General features: G+C 72.3%; 11 protein-coding genes and 2 pseudogenes. 10 read left to right on the forward strand and 3 right to left on the reverse strand.

What is annotated here, in order from left to right:
* Positions 1-47: 47 nt before the first annotated feature.
* The 7 genes from OH768_RS12860 (at position 48) to OH768_RS12890 (ending at position 15,286) form a co-directional block, all read left to right on the forward strand.
* Complete coding sequence (locus OH768_RS12860; protein ID WP_406453150.1) at positions 48-6,920, forward strand: SDR family oxidoreductase; 6,873 nt, start codon at positions 48-50, stop codon at positions 6,918-6,920.
* A gap of 1 nt (position 6,921) precedes the next feature.
* On the forward strand, positions 6,922-11,388 hold the full coding sequence (locus OH768_RS12865) for a beta-ketoacyl synthase N-terminal-like domain-containing protein (protein ID WP_406453152.1): 4,467 nt from the start codon (positions 6,922-6,924) through the stop codon (positions 11,386-11,388).
* Positions 11,385-11,687 (forward strand): acyl carrier protein, encoded by a 303-nt coding sequence (locus OH768_RS12870; protein ID WP_019071397.1) that lies wholly within the window; start codon positions 11,385-11,387, stop codon positions 11,685-11,687. Before OH768_RS12865 ends, OH768_RS12870 begins: the two co-directional genes overlap by 4 nt.
* Positions 11,688-11,690: 3 nt before the next feature.
* The gene (locus OH768_RS12875; protein ID WP_406453154.1) at positions 11,691-12,503 is read left to right on the forward strand and encodes an alpha/beta fold hydrolase; all 813 of its coding nucleotides are present in this window, start codon (positions 11,691-11,693) and stop codon (positions 12,501-12,503) included.
* Positions 12,500-13,699 (forward strand): glycosyltransferase, encoded by a 1,200-nt coding sequence (locus OH768_RS12880; protein WP_406453156.1) that lies wholly within the window; start codon positions 12,500-12,502, stop codon positions 13,697-13,699. Before OH768_RS12875 ends, OH768_RS12880 begins: the two co-directional genes overlap by 4 nt.
* Positions 13,696-14,778 carry a class I SAM-dependent methyltransferase gene (locus tag OH768_RS12885; RefSeq protein ID WP_406453158.1) on the forward strand — a complete coding sequence of 361 codons (1,083 nt, stop codon included), beginning with the start codon at positions 13,696-13,698 and terminating at the stop codon, positions 14,776-14,778. The genes OH768_RS12880 and OH768_RS12885 overlap by 4 nt, the downstream gene beginning before the upstream one ends.
* Positions 14,779-15,010: 232 nt before the next feature.
* Complete coding sequence (locus OH768_RS12890) at positions 15,011-15,286, forward strand: hypothetical protein (protein WP_406453160.1); 276 nt, start codon at positions 15,011-15,013, stop codon at positions 15,284-15,286.
* Positions 15,287-15,447: 161 nt separating this feature from the next.
* On the opposite strand, the gene OH768_RS12895 is transcribed toward OH768_RS12890, so the two are convergent.
* On the reverse strand, positions 15,448-16,212 hold the full coding sequence (locus tag OH768_RS12895; protein ID WP_406453162.1) for a sugar isomerase domain-containing protein: 765 nt from the start codon (positions 16,210-16,212) through the stop codon (positions 15,448-15,450).
* A 118-nt stretch (positions 16,213-16,330) separates the two neighbouring features.
* Between OH768_RS12895 and OH768_RS12900 the strand changes: the two genes are divergently transcribed.
* Both OH768_RS12900 and OH768_RS12905 read left to right on the forward strand, forming a co-directional pair.
* Entirely contained in the window at positions 16,331-17,215 is an 885-nt protein-coding gene (locus tag OH768_RS12900) for a MurR/RpiR family transcriptional regulator (protein ID WP_019071388.1), read from the forward strand.
* 133 nt (positions 17,216-17,348) lie between these two features.
* Positions 17,349-18,584 (forward strand): annotated as a pseudogene (locus OH768_RS12905) (glycoside hydrolase); the annotation flags it as partial.
* Here OH768_RS12905 and OH768_RS12910 read toward each other — a convergent pair.
* Together OH768_RS12910 and OH768_RS12915 are read right to left on the reverse strand one after the other, a co-directional pair.
* Positions 18,584-19,987 (reverse strand): annotated as a pseudogene (locus OH768_RS12910) (glycoside hydrolase family 3 protein); the annotation flags it as partial. The pseudogenes OH768_RS12905 and OH768_RS12910 sit on opposite strands and share 1 nt — an antisense overlap.
* Positions 19,984-20,994, reverse strand: coding sequence for an N-acetylglucosamine kinase (locus tag OH768_RS12915; RefSeq protein WP_406453165.1), 1,011 nt, complete (start codon positions 20,992-20,994; stop codon positions 19,984-19,986). The gene OH768_RS12915 and the pseudogene OH768_RS12910, both read right to left, overlap by 4 nt.
* Positions 20,995-21,002: 8 nt before the next feature.
* On the opposite strand from OH768_RS12915, the gene OH768_RS12920 reads away from it, so the two are divergent.
* Positions 21,003-22,259: a glycosyl hydrolase gene (locus tag OH768_RS12920; RefSeq protein WP_406453167.1), complete on the forward strand. Its 1,257-nt coding sequence runs from the start codon at positions 21,003-21,005 to the stop codon at positions 22,257-22,259.
* The last annotated feature ends 1 nt before the right edge of the window (position 22,260 follow it).

Here is a 22,260-nt window from a genome sequence, read left to right on the forward strand (position 1 = left end):
AGGCCGAAACCCCCCACCGTGCAGTTTCACCGTTTATTCGGAGAATCATGACGTCTGTCGCGCGCGCCGCAGAAATGATCATTGGAATCACGCCGTTCCATGAACCGGATGCCAGACTCGCGGCGGCCGTGAGCCGCGCCGGCGGGCTCGGTGTACTGGACCTGGGAATTGGCGACCGAAGATCCAGAGAGGCTCTGGCGCGAATCCGACGCTGGTCCCCTGGCCCTTTCGGGGTACGGGTCGGCGCCCACTGCCGGATCGCCCCCGCGGAACTCGCCACGGCCGCTGACGGCGGCCCGCAGACCGTCGTGCTCGCCGTGGACGCCCCGTGGCGGGTCGACGAGGTGACCGGCGCGTACCGGGTACTGGTCGAGGTCACCGATCCCGACCAGGCGCTGGCGGCGGTCCGCTCCGGTGCGCACGGTCTCATCGCCCGGGGTGCCGAAAGCGGCGGCCGCATCGGCGAGTTGAGCACGTTCGTGTTACTCCAACGGCTGCTCGCCGAGCCCGGTGTGACCGTGCCGGTCTGGGCCTGCGGCGGCATCGGCCCGCGTACGGCCGCCGCGGCGGTGGCCGGTGGCGCGGCCGGGGTCGTGCTGGACAGCCAGTTGGCGCTGCTCGCCGAGTCGGCGCTGCCGGAGACGGCGGCAGCGGCGCTGCGCTCGATGGACGGCTCCGAGACCACGGTGATCGCCGGTCACCGGGTGCTGCTGCGCCGCGGCCCGGACGCACCCCAGGTGCCTGCCGAGCGGGTCTCCGAACTGCTCGGCGCCCGCGACCCGCGCACCCAGCTGCTGCCGGTCGGCCAGGACGGGTTCCTCGCCGCGCGGTTCGCGGAGCGCTGGGGTGATGCGGGCCGGACTGTGCGTGAACTGACGGCCGCCGTACGGGAGTCGATACGGGACGAAGGACCGGCCGGGGCACTGCGCGACGGCTCGCCGATGAGCCGGCGGCTGGGCACCCGACTTCCCCTCGCCCAAGGCCCGATGACCCGTGTCAGCGACCAGGCGGAGTTCGCCGCGGCCGTCGCCGGGGGCGGTGCCCTGCCGTTCGTCGCGCTGGCGCTGGCGAGCGGTGAGCAGTCGCGGACGGTGCTGGCGGAGACTCGTGCAGCCGTGGGCGAACGGCCCTGGGGTGTCGGGGTGTTGGGCTTCGCGCCCGAGGAACTGCGCAACGCCCAGCTCGACGCCGTACGGGAACTGCGCCCCACGCACGCGATCATCGCGGGCGGCCGGCCCTCGCAGGCCGAGGTGCTGGAGCGGGCCGGGATCTCCACGTTCCTGCACGTTCCCTCGCCGGGGCTGCTGCGGCAGTTCCTGGACGCGGGGGTGCGCAGGTTCGTGTTCGAGGGCTCCGAGTGCGGCGGGCATGTCGGGCCGCGCGGCAGCTTCCCGCTGTGGGAGGCCCAACTCGCCGTCCTGGACGACTTCTTGGCGACCGCCCAGGCGGGTACGGCCGAGCAGGTCGAGGTGTTCTTCGCGGGCGGTGTCCACGACGCCCGCTCGGCGGCGATGGTGGCCGCCCTCGCCGCACCGCTCACCGCACGCGGTGCGGCCGTCGGTGTGCTGATGGGCACCGCCTATCTGTTCACCGAGGAGGCCGTGTCGTGCGGGGCGGTCCAGCCGCTCTTCCAGGAGCAGGTGATCAGCGCCACGCGGACCGCGCTCCTGGAGACCGCGCCCGGCCACGCCACCCGTTGCGTCCCGAGTCCCTTCAGCGACAACTACCTGGACTTCGAGGCCCAGTTGCATGCGGAGGGCGTGCCCGACCGGCAGATCTGGGAGCGGCTGGAGCGGCTCAACGTCGGCCGGCTGCGCATCGCCAGCAAGGGTGTGGAGCGGGACGCCACCGGAGCGCTGGCCGCCGTGGACGAGCAACGGCAGCTCGCCGAGGGGATGTTCATGGCCGGTGAGGTCGCCGTGCTGCGTTCGGCGACCACCACCGTCGACGCCCTGCACCGCTCGGTGACCGAAGAGGCCGCCGACTTCCTGGCCGACAGCGCCCGAACCGCCCGCGCCCGCCTGGGAATTGAGGAGCAGGCCGAGCCGGAGCCGCCCGCCCCGCTGGACATCGCTGTCATCGGTATGGCCTGCATGTTCCCTCAGGCGCCCGACCTGCCCACGTTCTGGGCGAACATCCTCGGCGGACGCGACGCGGTGAGCGAGGTCCCGTCCGACCGGTGGGATCCCGCCGTGCACTACTCGGACGACAAGAGCGGCGCCACCCCGTCGAAGTGGGGCGGCTTCCTGCCCCGCATCCCCTTCGACCCGCTGCGCTACGGCATCCCGCCGACCTCCCTCGGCAGCATCGAACCGGTCCAGCTGCTGGCCCTCGAAGCCGCCCGGCGCTCCCTGGAGGACGCCGGATACGGCGACCGGGGACGGGAGTTCGACCGCGCGCGCACCTCCGTGGTGTTCGGCGCGGAGGCGGGCAGCGACCTCTCCAACGCGACCACGCTGCGCGCCGTACTGCCCTCCTACTACGGGAGGATTCCGCAGGGCATCGAGGAGCAACTCCCCACGCTCACCGAGGACTCCTTCCCCGGCATGCTCTCCAATGTCATCTCGGGTCGCATCGCCAACCGGCTCGACCTCGGCGGGGCCAACTTCACGGTCGACGCGGCCTGCGCGTCCTCGCTGGCCGCCGTCGACGTCGCCTGCAAGGAACTCGTGGGCGGCACCAGCGACATCGTGCTGTGCGGGGGCGCCGACCTCCACAACGGCATCAACGACTACGTCCTCTTCTCCTCCGTGCACGCCCTGTCCCCGACCGGCCGCTCGCGCGCCTTCGACAACTCGGCGGACGGCATCGCGCTCGGTGAGGGGGTCGCCTGCGTGGTCCTCAAGCGGCTCGCGGACGCGGAGCGGGACGGCGACCGGATCTACGGCGTCATCAAGGGAGTCGGCAGTTCCAGCGACGGCCGCTCACTGGGCCTGACAGCACCCCGGCCGGAGGGGCAGCGGGCCGCACTGGAGCGGGCGTACCGCAACGCGGGCGTCTCCCCCGCCTCGGTCGGTCTGGTCGAGGCGCACGGCACCGGCACGGTGGTCGGCGACCGGACCGAACTCTCCATCCTCAGCGAGGTGTTCGCCGAGTCCGGTGCGGAGACGGGGAGTTGTGCGCTCGGCTCGGTCAAGTCGCAGATCGGGCACACGAAGTGCGCCGCCGGACTGGCCGGGCTGATCAAGACCGTGCTGTCGCTGTACACCGGGGTCAAGCCGCCCACCCTGCACATGAAGCAGCCCAACTCGGCCTGGAAGGAGGACAGCAGCCCGTTCGTCTTCCACGCGCGGCCCCGGCCCTGGGCGGCTCCCGCCGAGGAACGTGTCGCGGGACTCAGCGCGTTCGGCTTCGGCGGCACCAACTTCCATACGGTGATCCAGGCCTACGGCGATGCCGTACCGCCCGCGCACGGCCTGGACGCGTGGCCCGCCGAGCTGTTCACCTTCCGGGGAGCGGACCGGGCCGCGGCACGCCGGGGCATCGAGGAGACCCTGAAGCTTGCCGAGTCGGGTTCCTGGAAGCTGCGCGATCTCGCCCTCAGCGCGTCCCGCCGCTCCGACGCCCGGCACGAACCGGTGCAGGTGGCCGTCGTGGCCACGGATGTCGAGGAACTGGCCGGGCAGCTGCGGCGGGCCCTCGATGGCGCGCACGATCCCGCCTCGGGAGTCCACGCGGCCGACCTCCAGGAGAACGCCGGCAAGGTCGCCTTCCTCTTCCCCGGCCAGGGCAGTCAGCGGCCCGGGATGCTCGCCGACGTGTTCATCGCCTTCCCCGAGCTGCAGCACTATCTGCACCTCGGCCGCGACCACGCCGACGCGCTCTACCCGCCGACGGCCTTCGACGACACGGCCCGCGACCGCCAGCAGGCCGGTCTGACCGACACCCGGGTCGCGCAGCCCGCGCTGGGCATCGCCGGACTCGCCGCCCACGCGCTGCTCACCGAGGCGGGCGTACGGCCCGACATGGCGGCCGGGCACAGCTACGGCGAGCTGGTCGCCCTGTGCGCGGCGGGCGCCATCGCCCCGGAGGCGCTGCTGGAGCTGAGCGCCGAGCGCGCGGCGGCGATCCTCGAAGCCACCGGCGCCGACGACCCGGGCACCATGGCCGCGGTCGCGGCCGGCGCCGAGGACGTCCAGCAGGCCCTGAAGACGGCGGCCGCACCGGACTCGGTCGTCGTCGCCAACCACAACTCGCCCCGCCAGACGGTGATTTCAGGTCCCACAGAGGCGGTCGCCGCTGCCGTGCGGCTGCTGCGCGAGGCCGGTCTCGGCGCCAAGAAGATCCCCGTCGCCTGCGCCTTCCACAGCCCGCTGGTGGCGGGGGCGGGCGAACGGTTCGCCCGGGCCCTCACCCAACAGACCGTGCTCACCCCCGAGTTCCCCGTGTGGTCCAACCGCACGGCGGCCCCGTACGGCGAGGGCGCCGACGCGGTCCGCGCCGAACTCGCAGCGCAGATCGGGGCGCCGGTCGGCTTCGTCGCGCAGATCGAGGCGATGTACGAGGCGGGGGCGCGGGTCTTCGTCGAGGCGGGCCCCGGCTCTGTGCTGACCCGGCTGGTCGCCCAGATTCTCGGGGACCGTCCGCACCGCACAGTCGCGTGCGAGCCCCGGCAGGACAGCGGGCTGCGCGGCTGGCTCGACGCGCTGGCCCAACTGGCCGTCGCCGGGCTGCCGGTGCGCACCGGATGGCTCTTCAACGGGCGCGACGCCGTCGACGCGGCCCGGACCCCCGTGCCCAAGCGGCCCGGCTGGACGGTCGACGGACAGCTGGTCCGCACCGCCGCCGGAGAACTCCTCCCCGGTGCCCTCGCACCGGCCCGACGCGTTGTGGAGACGACTGTGACGACGAACCCTCAGGGCGGCGCCCCCGTCGAGGCGAACAGGGACGCGCTCATCTCCGAATTCCTGCGCACCAGCCGGGAGATGGTGGCCGCGCAACGGGACGTACTGCTGACCTACTTCGGCGCGACGCAGGCGACGGTGCCCCAGGGGACCTGGGTTCCGGCACCGGCGCCCGCCGTGGTCGAGGCACTCCCCCAGCTGCCCGCCCTGCCCGCCGCCGTCAAAGCTCCGGTGGCCCAACAGCCCGCCGTACAGCCGGAGTCGGCGCCCGGGGCCGTCACCGAGGACGATGTGCTGCGGGTCGTGCTGGAGATCATCAGCGAACGCACCGGCTATCCCGTCGACATGATCGAGCCCGACCTCGACCTGGAGGCTGACCTCAGCATCGACTCCATCAAACGGGCCGAGATCGCCGGCGAGTTGGCGCAGCGGCTGGGCATCGGCGGCGGCGCGGACATCGCCTCGCTCGACGACGCCGAACTGGAGGACCTGGCGAAGGCCCGTACGGCGGCCTCGGTCACGGGCTGGCTGGCGGCCCGGCTGACGGAGTCCGCTCCGGTGGCCGACGCTGCCCCGGCCGACAGCGCCCCGCAGGAGCAGGACGAGGTCGCCGGTGCGGCACCGAAGCGGCTCCAGCTGCGGCCGGTACCGCTCACGCACCAGGACGCCGACAACCCGGCGGACCCGGCGTCCGTGCTGGGCGGGCGGCGGTTCGTCCTGTACGGCGACGGCGAGGGCGTGGAGGCCGTCGTGGCCCGGCTCTCCTCGTACGGCGCCGAGGCGCTGATCGTCGACCCCGAGCACCAACTCACCGCAGCGGACGGCCAGGTGGACGGCGTCCTGTATCTCACGCCGCTCACCGCGTCGGCGCCGGTGCTGCCCGACGCGTTCCCCGTGTTCCAGGCCGCGCTGCGCCGGGGCCCGCGCCAACTGATCGCCGTGCAAGGGGCGGAGGGCGGATCGGCGGGCCTGCACGGGCTGTTCCGTACGGTGGCGCGCGAGTACCCGGACACCGTCGCCCGGGTCGTCGAGGTGACGGACACGGCACCGGCCGCCGTCGCCGACGCGCTGCTCGCCGAACTGCTGGCGCCCGGCAGCGAGCCGGTCGTGCTGCGAACGGCCGCCGGACGGCACGGACTTGAGCTGGTCGAGACACCGCTCGGCGCGCTCGCGACCAACGGGGCCGGGCCGGCCGGTGACGGGGTCGCCGAGGCCGCCGCCATCGGGCTGGACCGTGACGCGGTGGTGCTGCTGGTGGGCGGCGCGCGGGGCATCACCGCGAAGTTCGCCGTGGCGCTCGCCGCGGCCTCCCGGTGCCGTATCGAACTCCTCGGCAGGACGGCCGCCCCGGCCGGACCCGAGGACCCGGCGACCGCGGGTGCCCGCACCCCGGCCGAACTGCGCGCGGCCCTCGCGGGCCAGGGCGGGCGCACACCTGCCGAGATCAACCGCACCACCGAACTCCTGCTCGCCCAGCGGGAGATCACCGCGACCCTGGACGAACTCGCGGCCCTCGGCAGCCAGGCCCGCTACCACTCCGTGGACTTCCGCGAACCGGACGCGGCACTCCAGGCGGTCAAGGAGATCCACGCCGAGCACGGCCGTCTCGACGGTGTCGTCTACGCGGCCGGGGTCATCGAGGACCGGCTGATCGCCGAGAAATCCACCGAATCCTTCCAGCGGGTCTACGGCACGAAGACGCACGGCGCCGGAACACTGCTGTCGGCACTGGAGGAACTGCCCAACGGCCCTGCTTTCGCCGTCCTGTTCGGCTCCATTTCGGCCGTGCTCGGCAACCGCGGGCAGGTCGACTACGCGGCGGCCAACGACGCCCTGGAAAGCCTCGGCGCGGCCTGGTCGGCGCGCACCGGGCACCGGGCGCTGACCGTGCACTGGGGTCCGTGGGCGCCCACGGGCGGTCACCACGGCATGGTCACCCCGGAGTTGGGACGCGAGTACGCGCGGCGCGGTATCTCGCTGATCGATCCCGAGGAGGGCACCGCGGCCCTGCTGCGCGAGCTCGCCTTCGGCGACGAGTCGGCCGGAGCCGTCGTCTACACCGCTTCGGGCTGGTGACATGACCGACCGTCAAGTGCCGGTCGCCATCGTGGGAATGGCGGTGCTGCTGCCCGGCGCCGCCGACCTCGACGCGTACTGGCGGAATCTGCTCAGCGGCACGGACGCCATCAGTGAGGTGCCGGACGGGCGTTGGGACGCGGACTACTACCGGCCGGACTCCGCGAGCGGTCCGGCCGTCGCCGACCAGGTGTACTGCCGGCGCGGCGGGTTCGTCGACTCACTGGCCGAGGTCGAGGTCACCCGGTTCGGCATCATGCCGAACTCGGTGCCCGGTACCGAACCCGACCAGCTCATCGCCCTCCATGTGGCCGCCGCGGCCCTCGCCGACGCGGGCGGCGAGTCCCGGCTGCCCGACCGGCATCGCGTCGGCGTGGTGCTCGGCCGGGGCGGCTATCTCACCCCCGGCCTGGTCCGCCTCGACCAGCGGGTCCGTACGGCGGGCCAACTCGTCCGCACGCTGGGCGAGTTGCTGCCCGACTTGGACGCCGGCCAACTCGACCGGATCCGCGCGGCGTTCACCGACCGGCTCGGCCCCGACAGTCCCGAGGCGGTCATCGGCCTCGTTCCGAACCTCGCGGCCTCCCGCGTCGCCAACCGCCTCGACCTGCGCGGCCCGGCGTACACGGTGGACGCGGCCTGCGCGTCCTCGCTGATCGCCGTCGACCAGGCGGTGACCGAACTCGCCGCCGGGCGCTGCGACTTGATGCTCGCCGGAGGCGTCCACCACTGCCACGACATCACGCTGTGGAGCGTGTTCTCCCAACTCCGCGCCCTCTCCCCGAGCCAGCGGATCCGCCCCTTCCACCGGGACGCCGACGGCATCCTCATCGGCGAGGGCACGGGGGTCGTCGTCCTCAAACGCCTCGCCGACGCCGAACGCGACGGCGACCGGATCTACGCCGTCATCCGGGGCACCGGCGTGTCCAGCGACGGCCGCGCCGCGAGTCTCGTCAACCCGGACTCGACCGGCCAGACCCACGCCGTACGACAGGCCTGGGAGGCGGCGGGGCTGGATCCGGCGCTGCCCGGTTCGATCGGCCTGCTGGAGGCGCACGGCACGGCGACGCCCGCCGGTGACGGGGCCGAACTGGCCACGCTGGCCGAGGTGTTCGGGCCGGAGGGCAGTGCGGTCATCGGCTCCGTGAAGTCGATGATCGGTCACACGATGCCGGCCGCCGGAGTGGCCGGTCTGGTCAAGGCCGCCCTCGCCGTGCACCACGGGACGCTGCTGCCGACCCTGCACTGCGACGACCCGCATCCGGCGCTCGCGGCCACCCGGTTCCGTCCGCTGGAGAAGGCGGCGCCCTGGGAGACGACGCCCGAACAGCCGGTGCGGCGGGCGGCGGTGAACGCGTTCGGGTTCGGCGGCATCAACGCGCATGTGGTGCTGGAGGAGGCGCCGGGGGCGCGGGCGGCACGGTCGAGGGCAGTGCTCGTCGACGAACCGGAACGCGTGCTGACCTTCGCCGCCGACAGCCCCGAGGCACTCGCCGCGCTGTTGGACGCCGACGACTCCGCCGTACTGGCCACAGCTCACACCCGTCCCACCTCCGGCCGCTCCCGGCTCGGCATCGTCGCCCCCGACGCCAAGCGGCTGGCGCTGGCCCGCCGGGCCGTCGCCAAGGGGCGGGCGTGGCAGGGCCGCAGCGATGTGTGGTTCGCGCCGAGCCCGCTGATCGGGCCCGGCGCGGGCAAGCTGGCGTTCGTCTTCCCTGGCCTGGAGGGCGACTTCACGCCCCGGGTCGAGGACGTCGCCGCGCACTTCGGACTGCGCGAGAATCGCTCCTCAACTCCCGCGCAAGTGGGGGATGTCGGCCGCCACGGCTTCGATGTGGTCGGTGTTGGGCGGCTGTTGGACGCCGCGCTGCGCCGGATGGGCGTCGTGCCCGACGCGGTCGCCGGGCACAGTGTCGGCGAGTGGACGGCGATGACGGCCGCCGGGGTGTACTCGCCGGACGAGGTGAGCGACTTCATGGAGTCGTTCGACCCGGACTCGGTGTCCGTGCCGGGGCTGGCCTTCGGCGCGATCGGGGCCCCTGCCGAGCGCGTGCTGTCGGTGCTCGCCGCCGAGTGGCCGGACTCCGGGATCGTCCTCTCCCACGACAACGCGCCGGGCCAGTCGATGGTGTGCGGGCCGGAGCAGGCGGTGGACGCGTTCGTGCGGTCGTTCCGCGCGCAGGGTGTCCTGAGCCAGGTGCTGCCGTTCCAATCCGGCTTCCACACGCCGATGTTGAGGCCGTACCTCGCACCGATCGAGGAGGCCACGAACCGCTTCCGGCTGCATCCTCCGACGGTCCCCCTGTGGTCGGGGACGACCGCCTCGCCGTTCCCCACGGACGAGACCGCGGTCCGTGAACTCTTCATCCGGCATCTGCTGGAGCCCGTGCGGTTCCGGCAGCTCGTCGAGGCCATGTACGACGCCGGTCATCGCGCGTTCGTCCAGGTCGGCACCGGCCAACTCGGTTCCCTGGTCGACGCGACACTGAGCGGACGCGACCATCTGGTGATCGCCGCCAACTCGCCCCACCGCTCGGGCCTCGCCCAACTCCGGCGCGTGGCAGTGGCGTTGTGGGCGGCGGGCGCGACGGTGGATCCGCTGACACTGGCCCCGCAGAAACCGGCTCGCCGACAGGAGCGGCCTCCGGTACGGCTCGACCTGAACGGCGCACTCGTGTCGCTCGACGCCCCGAGCCTGGTGAAACTGCGGGCGGAACTGCGCACGCCGCTCCCGACGAGCGCCGCCGCGTCCCCCCTGGACGCACTCACCGGCCGCTTCCCGGCAGCCGCCGAACTGCACGCGCTGATGCGCGAAACCGCCGACACGGCCGCCCAACTCCTCAGCGCGGGCAGCCGCCGGGCCGTGGCGACCATCCCCGCTCCACCCCGGCAGCCGCCCGCTCCGCCCCGGGAATGGCAGACCACGGTCCATGTCTCCCCCGAGTCCATGCCCTACCTCATGGACCACTGCTTCTTCCCGCAGCGCCCCAACTGGCCCGACGTGGCGGACCGTTGGCCGGTGGTGCCGGCCACCACGATCGTGCAGCACATCATCGAGGCGGCCGAGCGGACCGCACCCGGCATGCGGGCGGTCGCCGTGCACGAAGCGCGGTTCGACCGGTGGCTGACAGCGACGCCGTCGGTCGACGTACAAGTACGGGTGGTCACCGAGGCCCCCGGCCGACTCGCCGTCTCCTTCGGCCCGCACGCCCGCGGTGTGGTCGAACTGGCCCCCGCCCACGCCCCGTCGCCCCCGCCCCAGCGCCGCCCGGACCCCACCACCGAACGCGTCCCCGACCACACCGCGTCCCATCTCTACGACGAGCGCTGGATGTTCCACGGCCCGGCGTTCCAGGGCGTCACCGAACTCACCGCGATCGGCGACCGCCACGTACGCGGAGTGATCACCACACCGCCCGCACCGGGCTCCCTGCTCGACAACGTGGGCCAGATCCTGGGCTACTGGATCATGTCGACCCGCACCGAACGCACCGTCGTCTTCCCGGTCGGCATGCGCGAGATGCGCTTCTACGGACCCCATCCGCGCCCCGGGACGGAAGTCGAGTGCCTGGTGCGGATCACCTCGCTCACCGACACCGCGCTCGAAGCCGACGTACAGCTCACGGTCGACGGCGCGGTGTGGGCGGAGCTGACCGGCTGGCAGGACCGGCGTTTCGACAACGACCCGCAGACCAGGCCGGTCGAGCGCTTCCCCGAACGCAACACGCTCTCCGAGGCCCGCCCCGGCGGCCGGACCCTGCTGCACGAACGCTGGCCCGACCTCGCCTCCCGCGACCTCATCATGCGCAACTCCCTGAGCAGCGTGGAGCGTTCGCAGTACGCGGAACATCCGCCGCGCGGTCGCCGGCAGTGGCTGCTGGGCCGGATCGCGTTGAAGGACGCGGTACGGCAGTGGCTCTGGGGTCATGGCGAGGGGCCCGTCTTCCCGGCCGAGATCCGGGTCCACAACGACGAGGCGGGCCGCCCGTACGTCACCGGCCTGCACGGCCGCACCCTGCCCCCGCTGGACGTCTCGCTGGCCCACGCCGCCGAGGCCGCCGTCGCGATCGTACGACCGCACTCTCCCGAACCCGGGCCCGGAATCGACATCGAGGAAGTCGTCGAGCGCGACCACGCCACCCTCGCCACCGCTCTCGGCGAGGAGGAACTCGTGCTCCTGCGCGCCCAGTTGACGGCGTCCGGTGAGTCCGAGGCGCTGTGGTTCACCCGCTTCTGGGCGGCGAAGGAGGCGGTCGCCAAGGCGGAGGGCACCGGCTTCGGTGGCCGGCCGCGGGACTTCGCCGTCTTCCAAGTGGTCTCCGGATCACGGCTGTTGGTGTCCGGGCGGCTGGAACGCGCCTACACCGTGCACTGCGAGCCAGCCGGCAATCCCCCCAATCTGCCGGACAGGACCTATGTCGTGGCCTGGACGACGGGACCCGCGCACGAAGAGGAGTACGACCGATGACCCCCACCACCGAGGACACCGTCCTCGCCGACCTCACCGGCATGCTGACCGCGCTGCTGGAGGACGAGTACGGCGTCGACGACGTCGAGATCACCATGACGACGACCTTCAACCGCGACCTGGAGCTGGAGAGCATCGACCTGGTGACCCTGGCCGGGCTGCTCCAGGAGCACTACGGCACGAAGGTCAACTTCGCCGAGTTCCTGGCCGGGATGGAGTTCGACGAGATCATCGAACTCACCGTCGGCCGGCTCGTCGAGTACGTCGTGCAGAGCCTCAAGGCAGCCGAGGCGGGCTGAGCCATGGCGATGGTCGACACCGGTCAACTCCGGCTGCACGTACAGCGAATGATCCCGCCCGACGGTCGCCCGGTGACCGCCACGGCGGTGCTCGTGCACGGTCTGCTCACCGACAGCCTCGCCAGCTACTACTTCACCCTCGCCCCGCCGTTCGCGCTGGCCAGCGTCGACGTCGTCATGTACGACCTGCGCGGTCACGGCCGCAGCGCGCGACCGGCGACCGGCTACACCCTCGACGACAACATCGACGACCTGGAGGCGCTCCTCGACCGGCTGGAGGTGACCGGCCCGGTCCATCTGGTCGGCAACTCCTACGGCGGGACGGTCGCGTTCGGCTACGCGGCCCGCCATCCGGAGCGGGCCGCCAGCGTCTCCCTCATCGAGTCGGAACCGGCGACCCACGCCTGGGCGCCGAAGCTCGGCGGCATCCTGGACCGCGTGCTGCACGAGCTGGCGCACAACGAGGACGACGCGATCGCCTGGATCAGCGCGAACCGCGGCCACAACACCGCCCGCCTCGCGAAGGGCGCCGCCCGGCTGGCCCGGGAGACCTCCCTCTCCCAGGACATCCCGGCCAGCAGGGTGTTGACGGAGGATCAGATCCGGGCGGTGCGCTGCCCGGTGCTCGGCGTCTACGGCGGCGACTCCGACCTCGCCCTGCTCGCCCCCTGGCTGGAGTCCGTGCTACCGGACTGCCGGACCGTCGTCGTCCCCGGCCACGAGCACTCGGTACTGGTGGAGGCGGCGGGCACGGTCGGCGGCCACATCCTCTCCCTGATCCAAGAGGCGAACGCGCCCACGGCGGGCGTCCGGTGAGCCGGTTCCTCTTCGTCGTACCGCCGCTGGTCGGTCACATCAACCCGGCGACCGGGGTGGCCGCCGAACTGGCCGCGCGCGGCCACGAGTTGGCGTGGGCGTGCGCCGATCCCGATCTCGTGCGGCGGCTCGCGGGAGAGTCGGCGCGAGTGTTCCCGTGCACCGGACCGGTGCCGGGCACGGGCGAGGGCGTACGACCGCCCGACATCCGTGGGCCCGAGGCGCTGAAGTTCCTGTGGGAGGCCTTCCTCGCGCCGCTCGCGGAGCAGATGGCGCCCGGAGTCGCCGCCGCTGTCGCGGAGTTCCGGCCCGACGCGGTCGTCGCCGACCAACAGGCCCTGGCCGGAGGCCTGGTGGCGGAGCGCCTCGGGGTGACGTGGGCGACCTCGGCGACCACCTCGGCCGAGTTCACCGACGTGTTCGCGGGCATGCCCAAAGTCGCCCTCTGGCTGGACGAGTTGCTGCTCCGGCTCCGGGCCGACCTCGGCGACCCGTCCGGCACCGGCGACCCCCGCTTCTCGCCGCACCTGGTCCTCGCGTTCAGCACCCCGGAGCTCGTCGGTCCCGAGGCGCGGCAGGGCGAGCAGATCCGCTGGGTCGGCCCGTCGATCGCGCCCCGCCCGGCCGCACCGGACTTCCCCTGGGACTGGCTGGATCCGGCCCGCTCCCTGGTCCTGGTCAGCCTCGGCACCGCCAACACCGATGTGGGCGCCCGCTTCCTCACCGAGTGCGAGACGGCACTGCGAGCGCGAACGGACCGCGTACAGGCGGTGATCGCGGATCCGGGCGGCGCGCTCGGGCCGTACGACGCACAGGACAAGGACCTCCTCGTCCTGCCCTCCATCCCCCAACTCCCCCTCCTCGAAAGGGCGGACGCGGTCGTCTCGCACGCCGGGCACAACACGGTGTGCGAGGCGCTGTGGCACGGCGTCCCCCTCGTCGTGGCGCCGATCCGCGACGACCAGCCGGTGATCGCCGGGCAGGTCACCGGCGCGGGCGCGGGCGTCCGGGTCCGCTTCGGCCGGGTCACCGCACCGAAGCTGGGCGCGGCGATCGACGCCGTACTCCACGAACCCGGCCACCGCGCCGCGGCCGACCGCATCCGCACGGCGTTCCGCGCGGCCGGAGGCAGCCGCGCGGCGGCCACCCATCTGGAACTGCTGGCCACCGGCGCGTCCCCGAAGGAGACCCCGTGAGCACCGAGGACGACCCGAAACCACCGAGTCGCAACGACCAGGTCGCGGCTCTACGGCCCCTCTACCAGGCCGACTTGGCCGATGGCCTGGACCGCTTCTTCGAACCCAGGCGCGAGACCTGCCCCTGGTGCGAGTCGTCGCGGCTGCGGACCCGGCTGCGCACGAAGGACCTGATCCAGCACAAGCCGGGCACCTTCGTCCTGGACCGCTGCGAGGACTGCCGGCACACGTTCCAGAATCCCCGACTGAGCCCGGCGGGGCTGGAGTTCTACTACCGGGACTTCTACGACGGCCTGGGCGAGAAGCAGTTGGGCAACACGTTCGCGGCCCGGACCAAGATGTACGAGCAGCGCGCGGAGTCACTGCTCCCGCACTCGCCGGCTCCCAAGAACTGGCTGGACGTCGGCACCGGTCACGGCCACTTCTGCGAGTCGGCCCGCACCGTGTATCCCGACACCGCCTTCGACGGCCTCGACTTCACGGACGGCGCCGAACTCGCCGAGCAGGCGGGGCGGGTGGAGCGCGGCTACCGCGGCAGTTTCCCTGAGCTGGCGCCGAATCTCGCGGGCCACTACGACGTCGTCAGCATGTTCCACTACCTGGAGCACAGCACGGAGCCCGAACGCGAACTGGCGGCGGCACACCAGGCGGTGCGTCCCGGCGGCCACCTGCTGATCGAGGTACCGGACCCCGACAGCCGTTACGCCGGTCTGCTGGGCCGCTGGTGGCTGCCCTGGCTCCAGCCCCAGCACCTGCACTTCATCCCGGTCGAGAACTTGCGCCGCCGACTCACCGACCTGGGCTTCACGGTCGTGGCGGAACAGCACGCGGAGCCGCACGACCCGGTCGACCTCCTGGCCGGCACCTGGCTGGCCCTGGACACGGCCGCACCCCGCGACAACCTCCCGTGGCTGCCGAAGCCCCCGACCGGCCTGGCCCGTACGCTCCGCGCGGCGGTCCTGATCGCGGGGATCCCGGCACTGGTCCTGGGCACGCTCCTGGACCGGTTCGTGGTGAAGCGGCTGTCGCACCGGCTGAGGGTGTCCAACGCGTACCGGCTGGTGGCACGGCGCGACTGAGCCGTCTCCTGTGCAGTCAGGCTCTCCAGGGCGCGGGCGACCTCGTCCGCCTTCCAGAACGTGTCCCAGTCGGCGAACCTGGACCTGGACCTGGACGACGACCAACTCGCCGTCGGCGGGCAGGTCGTGACGGTATGTCACCTCCGCGAGGTAGTCCGGCCGGGAGAAGTAGCGGCCGAACGGCGCGTCCAGTACGACGGGGCGGCCGCCGGCGAGTTCGAGGAGCGCTTCGGTGAAGCGGGTGCAGGCGGTGTCCTTGTCGATGTACGCGGCACCGCTCAAGGCCGGGCACGCGCCGCCGCACGAGCGGGCGTCACGCGCGGCGCTGGAGATGCCCCGGAAGCAGGCCATCGCCGGGCGGGCCGCGGAACTCGTCGAGGACGGGATGGTCGTCTTTCTCGACGCGGGGACGACCTGTCAGTCGGTCGTGCCGTTCCTGACCGGCCGCAAGGACCTCACCGTGGTCACCAACCACTTCCACGCGGTGCCGGCGCTGCGCACGGCCTGAGTGCCCACCGGCCCCCATTGAATGATGCATTCACCGCGTCTAGCATCACCTGGTGATTCCATCACTTCGTGTATGACTCTCGTCGAGCAGCGCAGGTGACGACGAGCGGTCGCGGCCCGGTTCCGGGGGCTCCGGCCGTTCGTCCTCGCTCCTACGACGATTCAGCTCGCCGTACGGCGGATCCGCCCCTCGTACCGCTTCTCCAGCTCCAGGTTCCCCTCGAAGCCGCCCGGCACATTGGCCGAGACGTATACGGGCGGCCGGTCCCCCGAGGCGAGGAGCTGGGCCGCCGCCTCCGCGACCGTCAGCTGCACGAGCATCGCGCCGGTGAGCGTGGACAGGGCGCAAACAGCACCCCCGCCCGGGAGTTCGAGGAGCGCGTCGCCGCGCGGGGCCGCGTTGTCGAGGACGACGTCCGCGAGGTCGACGAGCTTCTTGCCGCTCGGATGACCGGCGGGTACGGCGTGGGTGTGGGCGAGCGAGGTGATGGCGAGGAGGCGGTGGCCGCGCTCCTTCACCCGTAGGGCCATTTCCACGATCACCTTGTTGACACCGGAGTTGGAGACGATGACGAAAAGGTCCTGGGGGTGGGGCGCGGCCAGGTCGTAGAGGCGGTCGGCGACTCCGGCCTGCCGCTCCAGCAGCGGATCGTCGAGAACGCTCGGGGCGTCGCCGCCGTAGAGGACGAGGTCGGCGATACTCAGGCGGTTGGTGGGCACCAAACCCCCGGCGCGGCCCGCGAGTTCGAGGACCATGGCCTGGGAGTGGCCGGTGCCGAAGGCCTGGATGACGCCGTCGGCGCGGACGCAGTCCGCGATCAGTGCGGCGGCGCGGGACACGGTCTCGCGGCTGGATTCGGTGATGTGCTGGAGAACGGCCAGGCTCTCGCGCGCGAAGATCTCGGCGCTCACGGACTCGGCGGACACGCGACACTCCCCACCGGTGGATCAAACCACCTGTTCTTTCCTGATCAATGAATCAATAAATCACACGCGGTCCTGGTATTCAATCGATGGCCTCTAGGGTGGCTGATACCTTCTCCACATGCCCCCGACAGACGTCACCACCCTCATCCGCACGGAGCTGCCCCGGCTGGCGGGGTCGCTGCGGAAGGTCGGCGAACTGATCCTGGAGGATCCGGCCGCCGTCACCCACTGCTCGGCCGCCGAGCTGGGCCGCCGCACCGGCACCTCGCAGGCGACGGTGACCCGGTTCTGCCGCGCGGTGGGCCTCGACTCGTACCAGCATCTGCTGATCGAACTGGCCCAGGAGCGCGGGCGCGGCGAGGTGTCCGACTGGGGCACCGCCGAGATCGGCCCGGACATCTCCCCGGACGACGATCTCGAGCGGGTCGTGCAGGTCGTGGGCAGCGCCGACCTGCGCGCGGTGCAGCAGACCATCGACCGGATCGACCTCGACGCGGTGGAGCGCGCGGCCACCGCCGCGGCCCGCGCCCGGCGCATCGACGTCTACGGCATCGGCGGCAGCGGGGCGGTCGCCCAGGAGACCGAGACCCGGCTGTTCCGCATCGGCTGCGCGGTGCGCGGCTGGACCGAGGTGCACGCCGCCGCCACCTCCGCGGCCCTGCTCACCCCGGCGGACGTCGCCATCGGCATCTCCCACTCCGGTTCGACGCGCGAGACCATCGAACCGTTCGAGCTGGCCAAGGAACGCGGCGCCACCACCGTCGCCCTCACCTCCGACCCGCGCTCCCCGCTCGCCCGCGCCGCCGACATCAGGCTCATCTCCTCGTCCTCGGCGACCAGTTTTCCCACCGGCATCATCGGCGCCCGCCACTCCGTGCTGGTCCTCATCGACTGCCTCTACGTCCGCATCGCGCAGCTCTCCTACCAGCGCGCGAGCGCCTCGCTGGCACTGACCGACCACATCGCCGGGGAGCACACGGTGAAGGCCCGCAGGGGCCGGTGATCCGAGCCGGGACCCGGCCGTGATCTCGGCCGAGTCTGCATGGATGAACCACCGAAGTTACGCGGGGATGGTTGTTTGAATCATCTTCGCGGTGTCAGGATGGGCGCTCCGCCGAGCCTCTCGTAGGAGACCCATGCGCGTCACCGCTGCTCTGTCGACCGAGCTGTTCGTCGGCACCGCCGAGCATCCGCTCCAGGTGGTGACCGCCGAACTCGCCCATGTCCCCGGCCGGCCGGTGCGCCTCACGGTCCAGGGCCCGGGCCTGCACGGCAGCGCGGAGACGGTCGTGGGCGAGGACGGCACCGCACACGCCGAGATACCCGTGAGCACCGACCTCAGGCCGGGCGAGCGGTGCGCGATCGAGGTGACAGCGGCCGACGGCGACCAACTGGCCACCCTCACAACCGAGTTCACGGCAGCCGAGCCCGGCTGGACCATGTTCATGGTCAGCCACTTCCACTACGACCCCGTCTGGTGGAACACCCAGGGCGCCTACACCGAGACCTGGGACGTCGCCGACGACCCCGCCTCCACCGGCCTCCCCGCCCGCACCTTCGACTCCCGCGGCCAGTCCGGCATGAGCCTCGTCCGCGCCCACTGCGACCTGGCCCGCCGCGACCCGGCGTACACCTTCGTCCTCGCCGAGGTCGACTACCTCAAGCCCTACTGGGACGCCTTCCCGGAGGAACGCGCCTTTCTGCGCGAACTGATCCGCACCGGCCGGGTGGAGATCATGGGCGGCACCTACAACGAGCCGAACACCAACCTCACCGGCGCCGAGGCGACCGTGCGCAACGCCCTTTACGGGGACGGCTTTCAGCGCGGGATCCTGGGCGCCTCGCCCGAAACCGCCTGGCAGCTCGACGCGTTCGGGCACGACCCGCAGTTCCCCGGCCTGATGGCGGACGCGGGAGTGTCCTCCAGTTCGTGGGCGCGCGGACCGTTCCACCAGTGGGGGCCGACGCTCTCGGTCTTCGGCGAGGAGCCGCGCGATCCCCAACGCATGCAGTTCCCGGCCGAGTTCAGCTGGATCGCCCCCTCAGGGCGCGGGCTGCTCACGGCCTACATGGTCAACCACTACGGCGCCGGGTGGGCCATTGACAACGCGCCCACGCTCCCCGAGGCGGAAGCGGCGGCGCTCAAGCTCTTCCGGGGCCTCAAGAAGGTCGCGCTCGCCCGCAATGTGCTGCTCCCGGTAGGCGGCGACTACGCGCCGCCGTGCCGCTGGGTGATGGACATCCACCGTGACTGGAACGCCCGTTACGTCTGGCCGCGCTTCGTCAGCGGAATCCCCCGGGACTTCTTCGCCGCCGTCCGCGCCGAGTTGGACCAGGAGGGCCGCAAAGCCTCCCCCCAGACCCGGGACATGAGGGCGCAGCCGGGGGCGTGCCGGATGCCGGTGCCGGGCGGGGCCAGTCGCCGTAGGCCTTCCAGGACGCTGACACCGGAACGCTGTGGTGCCGTGTAGTCGCCCAACTGGTGTGCGTAGGTCGCCGATTGGGGACCTGTCACCGCGATGCGGGAGACGGTCCGCGGGATGGGCAGGACTCCGCCGTTGTTGTGCAGCAGCGTCACCGCGCCGCGCGCCAGTGCGGTGCTCAGTTCTCTGCCCTGCGCGACCGGGGGCAACTCGCTTGTGCTGTGGGGGCGTTCGAAGAGGCCCAATCGGAACTTCAGGCGGAGTACGCGCGTCACGGCCGCGTCGACGGTGGCCTCGCTGACCAACCCCCGCTCGACCGCCTCCTCCAGATGCGTGAAGCCCTCGTCCCAGAGGCTCAGGTCGACACCGGCGTTGAGCGCGAGGGCGCCTGCCGAGAACGTGTCGCCGGTGATGCGGGCCAGCCGGTCCACGGCGAGGCCGTCGGCCATCACCAGGCCCTCGAAACCCCAGTCCTCGCGCAGGAGTTGGTGGAGCAGGGCGCGATTGCCGGAGCAGGGGAGGCCGTCGACCTCGTTATAGGCGGACATGACGGCTGCCGCCCCGGCGCGGACTCCGGCGCGGGCGGCGGGGAGGTGGATGTCGTGGAGTTCACGGAGGCCGAGTTCGGACTCGGCCGAGTTGCGACCGCCGACCGTGGCGCCCTGGCCGGCGAAGTGCTTGAGGACGACGGGGGCCTTGTCCGGCGCGAACCCTGCGGACGTGTCGCCCTGCATGCCCCTGACGAGCGCCTCCGTGAGGCGGGCGGCGAGGTACGGGTCCTCACCGAAGCACTCCTCCGTGCGGCCCCAGCGGGGGTCGCGGGCGATGTCCAGGGCGGAGACGAGGGCCAGGTGGGCGCCACGGGCGCGCAGTTCGGCGGCGGCGTGGGCGGCGGCACGCTCATACAGGTCGGGGTCCCAGGTGGCGCCGACGGCCAGGTTGACCGGGAGGACCGTGCCGTCCAGGGCCATGTGGCCGTGCGGCACCTCCTCGACGAAGAACGCCGGGATGCCGAGCCGGCTGCTGTCGATCACATGGCGTTGCACCAACTCGGCCAGGGCGGCGCTGTCCTGGGCCCCGGGTCCGTCGGAGTGGTCGACGCCGGACCAGGCGTCGGCGCGGAACAGGCCGTAGAGCGCGCCGAGTCCGGCGAAGCGGGCGGTCTCGGCGTACAGGGCCTCGGTGAGTTCGAAGGAGCCCGAGGGGGTGCGGCGATAGGCGTCCCAGCCGTACATCCGCTGGTTGAGCTGGCCGACCTTCTCTCGCAGGGTCATGCGGGCGAGGAGATCGCGGACCCGGTCGTCGACGGGGGCGGTGGGGTCGCGGTGGAGGGGGATGGTGACGTCGGTCATCGGTCGTCACCGTCGTACGCGAGCCGGGCGAGGGCGACCGCGCCACGGCAGCCGTCCGGTACCCAGTCAAGGGTCAGGCCGAGGGGGTGGAGGCGGGCGGCGAGGGGGGCCGTCAAGGGGCCTTCGGGGCCGAGCAAACCGCCGGTGGCGACGATCCGTTCACCGTGGAGCGGATTCAACGCCCGCACGGTGTCGGTGAGTTGATTCGCCGCCTCGGCGAGGATCCCTTGCGCCACGGTGTCCTTCTCCTCTGCCGCCTCGACCACCAGCGGGGCGAAGCGGGCGAGGCGGACGGGGAGTTCGGCCATGACGGCGGGGAGCACGTGCATGCGGTAGGTCTCGCGGTGGGCGCGGGACCAGTCGGCGGTGCCGGGCAGCGCCTCGGCCGGCACTCCGAGTGCCTGTCCGACGGACCCGGCCAGGACGGTCGTAGGACCGCGTCCGTCCGCCATCCGCAGCGCCGCGCGTACCGCGCTCCGGCCGATCCAGAAGCCGCTGCCGTCGTCGCCGAGGAGCCAGCCGTCGCCGTCCACGGTGGCAGTGGAGCGGCGGTCCGTGATACGCAGGGCGACCGCGCCGGTGCCGGCGACCAGGGCGAGGCCGTCGGCCGGGGTGCCGGGGGCGGAGGCGAAGGCCGCCTCGATGTCGCTGCAGACGCGGACCCGGTCGGCCGGGATGTCCAGGCGCCGCAGCGCTGCCGTGAGGGCGGTGCGGGCGTTGACGTGGCCCGGCTCCTCGGTGGAGGCCGCGGTGGCGCCCGCGAAGCCGCCGCCTACGGCGACCACTCGGGCGCGCGCCGCCTCCGGCACGGCCTGCGCGATCGCCTCTACCAGGTGATCGGTGAGTCGCGGTACCGCGACGGTCAGGGCGTTGCCGGGCCCGGCCGCGCCCTCGCCGAGGGGGCGCCCGTCCTCGACGGCGGCGAGGACGGCGCGGGTGCGGGTGCCGCCGGCATCGAGGCCGACGACGAAATCACCGACGAATTCCTGGTTCAAATCATTGCTCATTACTGACTATGGTGGTTGATACATTCACGGAGGGCAAGACCGGACCCGGGGAGGATCCCATTCCTACGCTTCGCTTCGGCGTCAACTACACGCCGCGCCGCGGCTGGTTCCACTCCTGGCACGACTTCGACCCGGCGCACGCCCGTGAGGACCTGGCCCAGATAGCCGGGCTCGGCCTGGACCACATCCGGATCTTCCACCTCTGGCCGCTGCTCCAGCCCAACCGCACGCTGATCCGCAGGACCGCCGTGGACCAGCTGGTGCACCTGGTCGACCTGGCGGGCGAGGCGGGCCTCGACGTTCTCGTGGACGGCGTCCAGGGCCATCTGTCGAGCTTCGACTTCTACCCGGAGTGGACCCGCAGCTGGCACCACCGCAATGTGTTCACCGACCCGGAGGCGATCACGGCCCAGGCTGAGCTGCTGCGCACCCTGGGCAGCGCCCTCGCCGACCGACCGAATCTGATCGGTCTCCAACTCGGCAACGAGCTCAACAACTTGGTGGAGCACAACCCGGTGACGGCGGACGAGGTGGACCACTATCTCGACACCCTGCTGGCCGCCGCCCGCGAGCAGCTGCCGCCGGACCGGCTGGTCACGCACTCCGCGTACGACGCCGCCTGGTACGGCGACGACCATCCGTTCACCCCTGAGGCCTCGGCCCGCAAGGGCGATCTGACCACCGTGCATCCGTGGGTGTTCTCGGGCGACTGCGCCCGCCGCTACGGACCGCGCTCCCCGGAAGTGCTCCATCTCGCCGAGTACGGCACGGAGTTGGCGAAGGCGTACGCGACCCACCCGGCCCGGCCCGTCTGGGTCCAGGAGACGGGTGCTCCCGAGCCGCACATCCCGGCGGCCGACGCCCCGGAGTTCGCGCGCGCGACCGTGCGCAACGCGGCCGAGTGCGCTGGGCTGTGGGGTGTGACGTGGTGGTGCTCGCACGACGTGGACCGTTCGCTCGCCGACTATCCCGAACTCGAATACACCTTGGGCCTGTTCGACTCGGCGGGCCGCGCCAAGCCGATCGCCGAGGCCTTCGCCGCCGCGATCGCCGAACCGCGCACCGTCCAACTCCGCGACACCGCCCTGGTGTTGGACTGCACCCCGGGCACCCGGTCGGTGTCCGGCCCTGGAGGCGCGTACTTCGAGGAGTGGATGAGGATGCGCGCACAGGGTGCGCGTCCGGCGGTCGTGCTGGCCGAACGGGCTGAGGACCAGGGGTACTTGGCGGCACGCGGTATCAGGGAAGTCGTACGGCTGCCGTGAT

This window comes from Streptomyces sp. NBC_01622, assembly GCF_045209635.1.
Classification (GTDB): Bacteria; Actinomycetota; Actinomycetes; order Streptomycetales; family Streptomycetaceae; genus Streptomyces.